This is a genomic window from Streptomyces capoamus (assembly GCF_014654935.1).
Lineage (GTDB): Bacteria > Actinomycetota > Actinomycetes > Streptomycetales > Streptomycetaceae > Streptomyces > Streptomyces capoamus.
In genome coordinates this window covers 94,536-106,957 of sequence record NZ_BNBF01000026.1, presented here as the reverse complement: position 1 = coordinate 106,957, position 12,422 = coordinate 94,536, and the positions used below count along the sequence as shown (strand labels likewise).

Below are 12,422 nucleotides of genomic sequence, written 5' to 3'. Positions count from 1 at the left end.
ACCCGCCCCGGGCCCCCACCTCGGGCACCCGCCCCGGGCCCCCACCTCGGGCACCCGCCCCGGGCCCCCACCTCGGGGGCCCACCTCGGGCACCCGCCCCGGATCGCCGTCATCCGTCCTGGTCCTCGCCGTCATCCGGCGGCGCACCCGGACGGGGTGGTCCGTCCGGTCGCCGCCCGTCACCTCCGTGTCCGATTTCCGCTAGCCCACCCCCCGGCACGCGCCCCACACTGGAACGCGTGAAGGACGAGGACAGCAGGTACGAGGCGGTGCGCAGCAGGGACGGGCGGTTCGACGGCGTGTTCTTCTTCGCCGTCGAGACCACCGGCATCTACTGTCGGCCCAGCTGCCCGGCGGTCACGCCGAAGCGGTGCAACGTGCGCTTCTTCGCGACGGCCGCCGCCGCGCAGGGCTCGGGTTTCCGGGCCTGCCGGCGGTGCCGGCCGGACGCCGTACCCGGGTCGGCGGAGTGGAACGTCCGCGCGGACGTCGTCGGCCGGGCCATGCGGCTGATCGCCGACGGCGTCGTGGACCGCGAGGGCGTCGCCGGGCTCGCCGCGCGGCTCGGCTACAGCGCCCGGCAGGTGCAGCGCCAGCTCACCGCCGAACTGGGCGCCGGTCCCGTGGCGCTGGCCCGGGCCCAGCGGGCGCACACCGCCCGTGTGCTGCTGCAGACCACGGACCTGCCGGTCACCGAGATCGCGTTCGCGTCCGGGTTCGCCAGCGTGCGGCAGTTCAACGACACCATCCGGGAGGTGTACGCGGCGACACCCACCGAGGTACGCGCCACCGCCCCCCGGGGCCGGTCCGCCCGCCGGGCCGCCGCCGGCACGGCCATCCCGCTCCGGCTCGCCCACCGCGGCCCCTACCAGGCCGCCGCCGTCTTCGACCAGCTCGCGCGGGAGGCCGTACCCGGTGTCGAGGAGGTGACCGGCGCCCCGGGCGCCCGTACCTACCGGCGTACCCTGCGGCTGCCCTACGGCACCGCCCTCGCCGCCGTCGACGAACGCGCCCGCACCCCGCGCACCGGCACCGGCACGCGCCCGGGCGGCTGGCTCGACGCCCGGCTCCAGCTCACCGACCCCCGGGACCTCGGCACCGCCGTGCAGCGGCTGCGCCGGCTGTTCGACCTGGACGCGGACCCCTACGCCGTCGACGAGCGGCTCGGCGCGGACCCCCGGCTCGCCCCGCTGGTCGCCGCCCGGCCCGGGCTGCGCTCGCCCGGCGCCGTGGACCCGCTGGAGGCCGCCGTGCGGGCTGTGACCGGTGTCCGGGGCACCGGGGAACTGGTGCGCCGGTACGGCAAGCTGCTGGACGCGCCCCACGGCGGCCTCACCCACCTGTTCCCCGAGCCCGCCGTCCTCGCCGAGGCCGAGCCCGCCGGTCCGCTGGGCGCGCTCGCCGCCGCCCTCGCCGACGGCACCGTACGGCTGGACGCGGGCGCCGACCGGTACGACGCCGAGCGGGCCCTGCTCGCGCTGCCCGGGATGGACCCGGCGACCGTCGCCGTCGTGCGTGTCCGCGCCCTCGGCGATCCCGACGTCGCGCCGCCCGGCGCCGCTCTTCCCGACGGCTGGCGGCCCTGGCGGTCGTACGCCGTCCGGCACCTGCGCGTGGCGGGCGAACCCCTGCCATGACGACCGGGACGACACCCACGGGACCGGCACGCACGCGACCGTCGCCGGCCGATCCGCCGCACCCCCGTCCGCCCACCACCCAGCCGCCGGCCCGCCCAGCCGCCCGCCCCGCCGAGGAAGACGGTCCCATGACCACCCACCCGCTGCCCCCCGTCTACTGCACCCACCTGGACGCCCCCGTCGGACGGCTGCTGCTCACCGCGGACGCGGACGGCGCGCTCACCTCGCTGTCCGTGCCCGGGCAGAAGGGCGGGCGGATCCTCCAGGACGACTGGCGGTACGACCCCGGGCCGTTCCGTGCCGCCGCCGAGCAGCTCGCCGCCTACTTCGCCGGCGACCTGAAGGAGTTCCAGCTGCCGCTGCGGGCCACCGGGAGCGCGTTCCGGCAGCGGGTGTGGGCCGCGCTGGACGAGGTGCCGTACGGCGCCACCGTCACCTACGGGGAGATCGCGGCCCGGATCGGGGCGCCGCGGGCGGCGGTTCGCGCCGTCGGCGGGGCGATCGGCGCCAACCCGCTGCTCATCCTGCGGCCTTGCCACCGGGTGATCGGCTCCGACGGGTCGATGACCGGGTACGCGGGGGGACTTGAGCGGAAGGTGCGGCTGCTCACCCTGGAGGGCGTGCTCGCCTGACGGGCCGTACCGCCGCGGGGCGCCCCCCCGTTGCGCCGAGCGGGTGGACCCCTCCTCGGTGCTCCGGCGACACGGCCCGCCCGTGTGGCACCGTCGGTCCGACGGGCCACGGGGAAGGCGGGCAAGACATGGGCAGGGTCGTTCGGGTCCTCGTGGTCCTCCTGCCGGCACTGCTGCCGGGCCTGACGGCACCGGCCGCCGCCGAGCCGGCCCCGCCGCCCTGGACCGGCAGCTGGGAGACCGCCCCCTCCGGTACCGCGGCCGCGCTGCCCGGCGCCGCCGTACGCAACGTCGTCCACCTCAGCGTCGGCGGCAGCGCCGTCCGCGTCCGGCTCAGCAACCGGCTCGGCACCGCGCCGCTGCACCTCGGCGCGGTCACCGTGGCGCTCCGCGCGGCCGGCCCCGCCGCCGTACCGGGCACACTGCGCACCGCCACCTTCCACCGCGCCCCGGAGGCGACCGTGCCGCCGGGCGCGGACACGCTCACCGATCCGGTGCCGCTGCCCGTGCCGGCCGGCGCGGACCTGCTCGTCACCGTGTACACGCCCGACGACTCCGGGCCCGCCACCCACCACCGCACGGCCCTGCAGACCAGCTACCTGGCCCGGGCCGGCGCCGGCCGGGCCGCCGACGAGGACGGCGGCGCGTACGCGGCGACCACCAGCCGCTGGTACTACGTCACCGGGGTCGACGTCCGCGGGACCGCCGCCGGCAGCGTCGTGGCGTTCGGGGACTCGCTCACCGACGGCAACGGCTCCAGCCCCGACACCAACCGCCGGTGGCCCGACCGGCTCGCCCAGCGGCTGTCCCGGCACCGGCTCGGCGTGCTGAACGCGGGCCTCGCCGGCAACCGCCTGCTCCGTGACGGCACCGGACCGAGCGCCCTGACCCGCCTGGAGGCCGACGCCCTGGACCGGGCCGGGGCACGGGTGCTGGTCGTCTTCGAGGGCATCAACGACATCAAGGGCCTCCCGCCGGCCGGCGACCCCGCCGCCTTCGCGGACGCCTACCGCACCCTGGTGGCCCGTGCCCACGCCCGGGGCATCCGGGTCGTCGGCGTCACCCTCACCCCGTACCGCGGCTACCCCGCGTGGACCGCCGCCGGGGAGGCGGTACGGCAGCGGGTGAACGCCCTCATCCGCACCGGCGGCCTCTTCGACGCGGTCGCCGACGCCGACGCCGCCGTCCGGGACCCGGCCGACCCGCGGCGCATCCTGCCCGCCTACGACCCCGGCGACCACCTCCACTTCGACGACGACGGCATGGCCGTCGTGGCCGACACCGTCGACCAGGCCCTGACCCGCCGGCCGGTCCGCGCCGCCCCGCCGGGCCACCGCCGGTGACCGTGCCCGGGCCCATCCCCACCGGCTCGTACGGGAGTTCACCCCCTCACCCGACGCGCCGGTCCGCGCGCCCCGTGCGCCGGATTTTCCCGATGCCCCGTTTTCGCGCGGCCCGTGCGGTGGAGAATCAGGGGCATGAACCAGCAGGGGGGAAGACCCGCCCGTCCCGAGGACGACTGGTGGGGGCAGCTGTACGACGACTCCACCCAGGACACGGGTCCCACGGCAGCGCCCGATTCCCTGGACGACCGGTTCGCCTCGGCGCGGAGCACGGTGGCGGGGCGTCCCACGGACACGCTGGACCCGGCACCGGACCGACGAGCGCCGGCGGACCCGGCACCGGAGGAACCCGTACCCCCCGAGCCGTCACCTCCTGAGCCGCCCCCCTGCGAGGCGGAGTCCCCGCAACCGCCCGCCGCGACCGGGGCCGTGCCGCCCCAGCGGACCGCGCCGGAACCGCACCCCACGCCCGAACCGGTCCGCGCGCCGGAACCGCAACCCGCGCCGCACGCGGCCCCCACGCCGGAAGCGGTCCCCGTGCCGGATCCGGAACCCGCCGAGGACGCACGGCCCGGCGCCGCCGCGGCTCCCGCCCCCTCCCTCGACTACGTCGGCTCCGGGCCGCCCACCTACGACCCCGAACCCACCGCGCTGCCCCTCTGCGACCCGGACGGGCTCGGGGAGCTGGTCGCGGACACCGTGCTGGACGGGGCCCGGTACGGCACGTGCACCCTGCGGGCCGTGTCGCTGCGCGGGGACTCGGCCCGCTACCGGGGCGAACCGCGCCGGGACGCGCTGCTCACCGCCCGGTTCGGGACCGGTGAAGAGGCGCTGGTGCTCGTCGCGCTGGCGACCGGTGCCCGGGGCGTCCCGGGCGCGCACCGGGCGGCGGCCGAGGCGTGCCGGTGGATCGGCGGGGCCGTGGGCCGCAGCCACCAGCGGCTGGCACAGGACGTGCGGGCGGCCCGGCGCGGCGACCTGAAGTCGGGGCTGCACCGGATCACCGACCGCGCCCTCGGCAAACTCCGGGCGAGCGCCGCCGAACAGGGCCTGGACCCGGGGGAGCACACGGCGAGCCTGCGCTGCCTGCTGCTGCCCGCCGACCCGGACTGCCGCACCCGGGTGTTCTTCGGCGTCGGCGACGGCGGCCTGTTCCGGCTGCGGGACGGCACCTGGCAGGACATCGAGCCGGCGGTGGCGCCCGAGGGCGGCACCGGCGCCCCCCTCGCCGGTTCCCCGCCCGAGCGCACCGCCGAGGGCGACCGGCCGGCCCCGGCCCTCGGCGTACCCGCCCCGCCGAGCCCGTTCGAGCCCGCCGTGGAACCGGCCCCGCAGCCGCCCCGGGCACCGTTCAGGTTCCGGGCCTCGGTAGCCCGCCCGGGTGACGCCCTGGTGATGTGCTCGGCGGGCCTGGCCGACCCGCTGCGCGGCGAGCCCGCGCTCTGTGCCTACCTGGCCCGTCGCTGGTCCGGCCGCACCCCGCCGGGCCTCGCCGCCTTCCTCACCGACGCCCAGGTGCGGGTGAAGGGCTACGCCGACGACCGTACGGCGGCCGCCGTGTGGGAGGCGTGACGGCAGTCGCTGTGACTCCATGGAGGCATGGGCAAACAGAATGTGGCCGAGCAGTTCGTCGACCTCCTCGTCCGCGCCGGGGTGCGCCGGCTGTACGGCGTCGTCGGCGACAGCCTCAACCCGGTCGTGGACGCCGTCCGCCGCAACGCCGCCATCGACTGGATCCACGTGCGCCACGAGGAGACCGCCGCCTTCGCGGCCGGAGCGGAGGCGCAGGTCACCGGGAGACTGGCCGCCTGCGCCGGTTCCTGCGGGCCGGGCAACCTCCACCTGATCAACGGCCTGTACGACGCCCACCGTTCGATGGCCCCGGTCCTCGCGCTCGCCTCGCACATCCCGTCGGGCGAGATCGGCCTCGGCTACTTCCAGGAGACGCACCCGGACCGGCTGTTCCAGGAGTGCAGCCACTACTGCGAGCTGATCTCCAGCCCGCGGCAGATGCCCCGGCTGCTCCAGAGCGCCATCCAGCACGCGGTCGGGCGGAGCGGGGTGAGCGTGGTGGTTCTGCCCGGGGACGTCGCCGGCGAACCGGCACCGGAGAAGGCCGCGCGGAGCGCGCTGGTCACCGCCCGGCCCACCGTGCGGCCGGGTGACGCCGAGATCGACGCGCTCGCGGAGATGATCGACGCGGCCGACAGGGTCACCCTGTTCTGCGGCCGCGGCACGGCCGGCGCCCACGCCGAGGTGATGGAGTTCGCCGGGCGGATCAAGTCCCCGGTCGGCCACGCCCTGCGCGGCAAGGAATTCATCCAGTACGACAATCCCTACGACGTCGGCATGAGCGGACTGCTCGGGTACGGCGCCGCCTACGAGGCCACCCACGGGTGCGACCTGCTGATCCTGCTCGGCACCGACTTCCCCTACAACGCCTTCCTCCCCGACGACGTGCGGATCGCGCAGGTCGACGTGCGGCCCGAGGTGCTCGGCCGCCGCTCCCGGCTCGACCTCGCCGTGTGGGGCGATGTGCGCGAGACGCTGCGGTGCCTGATCCCGCGGGTGCGGGAGAAGACCGACCGGCGCTTCCTCGACCGGATGCTGAAGAAGCACGCGGACGCGCTGGAGGGCGTGGTCAAGGCCTACACGCGCAAGGTCGACAAGCACGTCCCCATCCACCCCGAGTACGTGGCCGCCGTGCTGGACGAGGTCGCCGGCGCCGACACGGTGTTCACCGTCGACACCGGCATGTGCAACGTGTGGGCCGCCCGCTACATCTCGCCCAACGGCCGCCGCCGCATCATCGGCTCCTTCTCGCACGGCTCGATGGCGAACGCGCTGCCGATGGCGATCGGAGCGCAGTTCACCGACCGGCGCCGGCAGGTGGTCGCCATGGCCGGGGACGGCGGATTCTCCATGCTGATGGGGGACTTCCTCACGCTCGTGCAGTACGACCTGCCGGTCAAGGTGGTGCTGTTCAACAACTCCTCGCTCGGCATGGTCGAGCTGGAGATGCTCGTCGCGGGTCTGCCGTCCCACGGCACCGCCAACACCAATCCCGACTTCGCCGCCGTCGCGCGGGCCTGCGGCGCGTACGGCGTGCGGGTGGAGAAGCCCAAGCAGCTCGCCGGGGCGCTCAAGGACGCCTTCCGGCACAAGGGGCCGGCCCTGGTGGACGTCGTCACCGACCCCAACGCCCTGTCGATCCCGCCGCGGATCAGCGCCGAGATGGTCACCGGGTTCGCGCTGTCCGCCTCCAAGATCGTGCTGGACGGCGGGGTCGGCCGGATGCTCCAGATGGCCCGCTCCAACCTGCGCAACGTACCGCGGCCGTAGGGGAGTGATTTCGGCCAGTTTCACGGGCCGTGACGGCGTGACGGCAGCCGGTGCCGGAGGCGGCCGGACCGGTGTCGAGGGGCGTCCGTGGCGTCCAGCGGCGCCCGGGGAGCCCGGGGCGTGGTCCGGGTGCGGCCCGGCGGCCGGCCGGGGCGGGGTGCGGGCGTGGCCGAACCGCCGGTCATCGGGCACGCCCCAGGACTGGCCCGGAGCGGGCTGGGGCAAGCATCCCCCCGTGAACGTGTTCGACCAGGAGGGGCAGGGACCGGCGGCGTGCGGGCGGGGGTCATGAAGAGGCAGGCACGAGGAGGCGGTCCCTTGACCGTAGGGGCCTTCTCGGCGACTACGGGGGAAGAGACCGACACCATCACGGAACACGCGCGACGGCTCAGGCGGAGGCTGGTCCGGGCCGACCTCAGGGCGGTGCCGGAGACCCGGCGGGCGCTGCGCGAACTGCTGCGGCACTGGGGCAAACCGGGCCGCTCGGAGATCGCCGAACTGCTCACCAGCGAACTCGTCACCAACGCACTCGTCCACACCGACGACGACGCCGTCCTCACGGCCGTCGTGGAGGGCGGCGGACTGCGGGTGGAGGTACGGGACTTCGTGGCCCGCCGGCCCGAGCCGAACGCGTGCAGCACGGACCAGGACACCCACGGCCGGGGCCTGCTGCTCGTGCAGACCCTCGCCGACGCCTGGGGCGTACGGTCGCACGGGGTGGGCAAGTCGGTCTGGTTCGAACTGGGCGCCGAGGCGGCGTGAGGCGGACTGGGCGCCGGGACGGCGTGAGGCGGGGCGCTGTGCACGGGACGGGGGCGTGACCGCTCGGGTCACGCCCCCGTCCCCACCGCGGTCGCACCGCGGGCCGGACATCAGCCGAACTGCTGCTCCAGGTCCTTCAGTTTGCGCTCCAGGGAGTCCAGGCGCGGCAGGGCCATCGTGTCGTCCTCGGCGGTGAGGTCGACGGTCACCGGTTCAGCCCCGGTGGGCACCGGCTGGAGGGAGGGCCGAGCGCGGACGGGCAGCTGTTCCGCGCCCGATATGGCAGGCTCCGCGGTCGCCGGCGCGGGGCCGCGGTCCACCTGGACCTCGACCTCCCGGCCGGCACCCCGGGCGGCGAAGCCGCGGTGGCCCCGGCTGAGCGCCTTCAGCCGGGCGCGCTCCACGCGCTGCTGGTCCCGCCGACGCTGCCGGGTCTCCTCCTTCTTCCGCTTCTCCTCGCGGACCTCCTCGACGGCCTCGTCGAGGCTGCGCACGCCCTCCAGGAGCATCAGCGACCAGGCCCCATAGGTCTCGCGGGGGGCCCGTACCCAGCGCACGATGCGGATCTGCGGCAGCGGCCGCGGCACCAGGCCCTGCTCGCGCAGCGCGGCCCGGCGGGTCTGCTTCAGCGCGCGGTCGAACAGCACGGCGGCCGACAGCGACATGCCGGAGAAGAACTGCGGGGCACCGGCGTGCCCGGCGCCGCGGGGCGCGTGCACCCAGTTGAACCAGGCCGCGGCGGCCGCGAAGAGCCAGACCAGTATCCGGGAGCCGAGGGCCGCGTCACCGTGACTGGCCTCGCGCACCGCGAGGACGGAGCAGAACATCGCCGCGCCGTCCAGGCCGAAGGGCACCAGGTACTGCCAGCCGTCGGTCAGCCCGAGGTTCTGCTCGCCGAAGCCGACGAGGCCATGGAAGGACAGGGCCGCCGCCACCGCGGCACAGCAGAACAGGAGCACGTAGGAGGCGGTGCCGTAGACGGCCTCCTTGCGTCTGCGGCGCTCCTCGCTGCGTTCCCAGGAGTCGTCCGCGCTCGCGCTCTCCCCGGAGGAGCGCTTTCCGCGCGCGAGCACCGCCACCGCCGCCAGCATGCCCAGGAGCAGTACGGCGCCCGGAAGCAACCAGTTCAGCGATATGTCGGTCAGTCTCATCAGGGGTCCCTTGCATGGGGATAGGGCGTAACGCCCGCCATAGTGGCCCACTCCCGAGGGCCCTCAGGGGGTTTCGGGGCAAGAGGCCGCCAAGAAGACGCAAGGGGATGCCCAGGGCGGCGTTCTGCTCGAACTGCCGCATGAGGGGCGGGAGTTGAGTTCGAATAAGACTACCCGTACGGATGGTTCCGTGGAAAGTTCCTGTGGCGCGCGGGGAAGTTGTGCAGTACGGCCGGCGGCGGGCTCAGGCCGGGCCGCCCGGCAGGCAGACCACCGGGGCGGGGCGGCGTACGGCCGTCCGGCCGGCCGTGGTCGCGCACCGCCTGGGCCGCGTCCCGGGCCAGGAAGGCGTCCGGCTGTCCGCGGACGCGGACCGGATGACAGGTAAGCCTTGCCTTACCCATCGTGCCCGGAGTTTGAACTGCCGTCCGGTGCGCCTAAGGTGCTTGACGGACAAGCGACAACCCGTCGTCAATGACCTCAAGTCCCGACAAGCCGCCAGGAGGACCCGTGAAGCAGGGCGTGCAGGGCTCCCCGGGCGCGTCGGCCGCCGCCCGGGTGCCGGCGCAGCAGCGCCCCGCCGACGACCGCGCTCCCGGCCGGGAGCGGGAACGGGACGCCGCCGCGCCCGACGCGGCGCGGGGCGAGCACACCCACGGCGAGCGGCCGGCGCCCGGGCCGCGGGCCGCGGTGCAGCGCTCCTCGGTGCGCGGGCAGGTCCTCGACGCGCTGCGCACCGCACTGGTCACCGGAGAGCTGACGCCGGGCGAGGTGTACTCCGCGCCGGTGCTCGGGGAACGCTTCGGCGTCTCGGCCACGCCCGTGCGGGAGGCCATGCAGCAGCTCGCCCTGGAGGGCGCCGTCGAGGTCGCGCCCAACCGGGGCTTCCGGGTGGTCGAGCGCGGGGCGCGGGAACTGGCCGAGCTGGCGGAGGTGCGCGCGCTCATCGAGGTACCGGTGCTGCTGCGGCTGTCCCGTACGGTGCCGGCCGAGCGGTGGGCCGGGCTGCGGCCGCTCGCGGAGGAGACGGTGCGCGCGGCGGCCTCCGGCTGCCCGGCTGCGTACGCGGAGTCCGACCGGGGCTTCCACCGGGCCCTGCTCGCCCTCGCGGGCAACGAGCAGCTGGTCCGCATCGCCGAGGACCTGCACCGGCGGTCCCAGTGGCCCCCGGTGCGGCGCGGCCGGAGCGAACTGCTCGCCGACGCGGCGCAGCACGCCGCCCTGCTGGACGCGCTGGCCGCGGGGGACGAGGACCGGGTGCGGGGGCTGGTGGCCGGACACTTCGCGGGCTGAGCCGTACGCGGACGGGGTGCGCAGGGTCATGGGCGGCCCTCGCCCGAGCACCGCGGGCCCGCGGCCGGCGAGGAACCCCGGCCACCTTTCCCCCTACGCCGTCGCCGCCCCCGGCGCGGGCGGTGCCAGCTGCCGCGCCAGCCACGTCGGCACCCCGCCCAGCAAACGGAACAGCCGGCGGGCCTCCTCGCGCAGCCGGGACGCCTCCGGCTCGTCCTCGGTGTCGGCCAGGGAGACCAGTGCGGGTGCCGTACCCACCAGGTAGCCCAGCTCCTCCCGGATGCGCAGCGACTCGGCGAAGCCGTGCCGCGCCTCCGCCAGCTCGCCGTCCCGCAGCGCGAGTCCCGCCAGGTGGCGCCAGGTGAACGACAGCAGCAACGGGTCGGCGTCGGTCATGGCCGCGGTGTGCGCGCGGCGGAACGCGGCGCGGGCCGCCTGCGGGACGCCGGCCAGGTTCTGGGCCACCAGCCCGCGCCGGAAGTCCAGCAGGGCCCGCCCCGGAGCCCCCGGCGGGAGCAGCGCCGCGGCCCGGCCCAGCGCGGCCCGCGCCTCGTCGGACCGGTCGCGCACGCCGAGCAGGGTGGCGGCGTAGGCGAGGTAGCCGCGTTCGCAGGCGGCCGCCCCCCGCTCCTCGTCGGCGTGGGCCAGCGCCTCCGCGGTGCGCAGCGCGTCCTCCGCCTCCTCCCAGCCCCGCTCGGTGTACAGGCACCGTTCGACCAGCAGGGCGGCCCGCTGCAGCGCCGGGGCGGGGCGGTCGGCGGGCAGCAGTGCCGCCGCGTCGGCCCAGCAGGCCCGGCTGCGCAACCGCCATACCGCGGTCTGGAGCGGATCGTCACCGGTGGTTCCGTTACCAGACATGGCGGGATGCGCCACGTTGCCCTCCCCGAGCGCGCCATCGAGCTGTTGAGTGGTGGCGGCATTCCAGCACCAATCGCGGGGCCCGGCCAAGAGGGTGGGTGAAAGATTTCACAAAGTAGGGGGGACGAGCGCGACCGGTTTCCGCCCGTCGCGCGCCCCCGCCGGCCCCCTGACCTCAGCTCATGCGCAGGGCCAGGAAGAAGTCGAGCTTGTCCTCCAGGCGGGACAGGTCACGTCCCGTCAACTGCTCGATCCGGCCCACCCGGTAGCGCAGCGTGTTGACGTGCAGGTGGAGCCGGATGGCGCAGCGGGTCCAGGAGCCGTCGCAGTCGAGGAACGCCTCCAGGGTCGGGATCAGCTCGGCCCGGTGCCGGCGGTCGTATTCCGTCAGCGGGTCCAGCAGGCGGGCGGTGAAGGCCCGGCGGACGTCGTCCGGGACGAACGGCAGCAGCAGGACGTGGCTGGCCAGCTCCTGGTGGCCGGCCGCGCAGACCCGGCCGGTGCGGGCGGCGGCGACCCGGCGGGCGTGCCGGGCCTCCTCCAGGGCGCCGCGCAGGCCCTCCGCCGAGTGCACGGCCGCGCTGACGCCGAGCGTGAGCCGGCCGTCGTCGTTCAGGCCCGCCGACAGCGGCTCGCGTACCGACTGCAGCAGGGCGTCGGCGAGCAGGCCGGTCTCCGAGCCGTCGTGCTCGGTGGTCACCGCGGGCAGCGGGACCAGCGCGATCGCCTCGTCGCCCGTGTGCGCGACCGCGATGCGGTCGGACGGCTCGGGGCCGGTCGCCAGCGGGTCGACCAGCACCTCCTCCAGCAGGGACTGGGCGACCGGGCCGCCCTCGACCTCGTTCCCGTCCCATTCCACCCGGGCCACCACGACCTGCCAGTGCGGGGCCGCCCCGAGCCCGGGCAGCAGCACCGGTGCCGCCACCCGCAGCCGGGCGGCGATCTCGGCGGGCGCGGCGCCCGTCTGCACCAGCTCCAGCACCTCCTGGGCGAGCCGGCGCCGGACCGTGCGGGCCGCGTCCCGGCGGTCCCGTTCGACGGCGATGAGCTGGGTGACGCCCTGGAGCAGGTCCAGGCGCTCCCCGGGCCAGTCGCCCGCGTCCGCCTCCACCGCCAGCAGCCAGCCCGAGAGCACCGTCTCGCGCACGTCGCGGGCGGCCTGGGGGGAGCGGCCGGAGGAGCGGACCGGGAAGAGGGAGTACGTGGTGCCGTGCAGCTGGATCCGGTGCGGGCCGCGGCGGCCGGTACGGGTGGCCGCCAGGTGCTCGGCGGCGAGCCGGGCGCAGGTCTCGGCGGGCAGCGCCGGGCCCGCCACCTTGGAGCCGGCGATCAGCCGGCCGGTGGGGGAGAGCACCCACGCGCGCAGGTCCAGGTCGGAGCCGAGCAGGTCCAGGACCACGTCGG

The 12,422-nt window shown here is 76.1% G+C and carries 10 protein-coding genes; 7 read left to right on the top strand and 3 right to left on the bottom strand.

Annotated elements, in window-relative coordinates; all coding sequences use genetic code 11:
* The first annotated feature begins 239 nt into the window (after positions 1-239).
* The 6 genes from IE312_RS31745 (at position 240) to IE312_RS31720 (ending at position 7,716) form a co-directional block, all read left to right on the top strand.
* On the top strand, positions 240-1,637 hold the full coding sequence (locus tag IE312_RS31745; RefSeq protein ID WP_189985712.1) for a bifunctional transcriptional activator/DNA repair enzyme AdaA: 1,398 nt from the start codon (positions 240-242) through the stop codon (positions 1,635-1,637).
* Positions 1,638-1,765: 128 nt separating this feature from the next.
* Complete coding sequence (locus IE312_RS31740) at positions 1,766-2,269, top strand: methylated-DNA--[protein]-cysteine S-methyltransferase (protein WP_189985711.1); 504 nt, start codon at positions 1,766-1,768, stop codon at positions 2,267-2,269.
* 128 nt (positions 2,270-2,397) lie between these two features.
* Complete coding sequence (locus IE312_RS31735) at positions 2,398-3,612, top strand: GDSL-type esterase/lipase family protein (protein ID WP_189985710.1); 1,215 nt, start codon at positions 2,398-2,400, stop codon at positions 3,610-3,612.
* Positions 3,613-3,747: 135 nt separating this feature from the next.
* Positions 3,748-5,184 carry a protein phosphatase 2C domain-containing protein gene (locus tag IE312_RS31730; RefSeq protein ID WP_189985709.1) on the top strand — a complete coding sequence of 479 codons (1,437 nt, stop codon included), beginning with the start codon at positions 3,748-3,750 and terminating at the stop codon, positions 5,182-5,184.
* A 27-nt stretch (positions 5,185-5,211) separates the two neighbouring features.
* Positions 5,212-6,954, top strand: a complete 1,743-nt coding sequence (locus IE312_RS31725) for a pyruvate dehydrogenase (protein WP_189985708.1) — start codon at positions 5,212-5,214, stop codon at positions 6,952-6,954.
* A 318-nt stretch (positions 6,955-7,272) separates the two neighbouring features.
* Positions 7,273-7,716 (top strand): ATP-binding protein, encoded by a 444-nt coding sequence (locus IE312_RS31720; RefSeq protein ID WP_189985707.1) that lies wholly within the window; start codon positions 7,273-7,275, stop codon positions 7,714-7,716.
* Between the two features lie 110 nt (positions 7,717-7,826).
* On the opposite strand, the gene IE312_RS31715 is transcribed toward IE312_RS31720, so the two are convergent.
* A complete protein-coding gene (locus IE312_RS31715; RefSeq protein WP_189985706.1) occupies positions 7,827-8,867 on the bottom strand; it encodes a DUF2637 domain-containing protein in 1,041 nt (346 codons plus the stop codon).
* 510 nt (positions 8,868-9,377) lie between these two features.
* Between IE312_RS31715 and IE312_RS31710 the strand changes: the two genes are divergently transcribed.
* A complete protein-coding gene (locus IE312_RS31710) occupies positions 9,378-10,160 on the top strand; it encodes a GntR family transcriptional regulator (RefSeq protein ID WP_229900667.1) in 783 nt (260 codons plus the stop codon).
* A gap of 93 nt (positions 10,161-10,253) precedes the next feature.
* On the opposite strand, the gene IE312_RS31705 is transcribed toward IE312_RS31710, so the two are convergent.
* Both IE312_RS31705 and IE312_RS31700 read right to left on the bottom strand, forming a co-directional pair.
* The gene (locus IE312_RS31705; RefSeq protein WP_189985704.1) at positions 10,254-11,018 is read right to left on the bottom strand and encodes a hypothetical protein; all 765 of its coding nucleotides are present in this window, start codon (positions 11,016-11,018) and stop codon (positions 10,254-10,256) included.
* Positions 11,019-11,193: 175 nt separating this feature from the next.
* The coding region (locus tag IE312_RS31700) for a PucR family transcriptional regulator (protein WP_229900666.1) at positions 11,194-12,422 on the bottom strand (1,229 nt) is incomplete at its 5' end.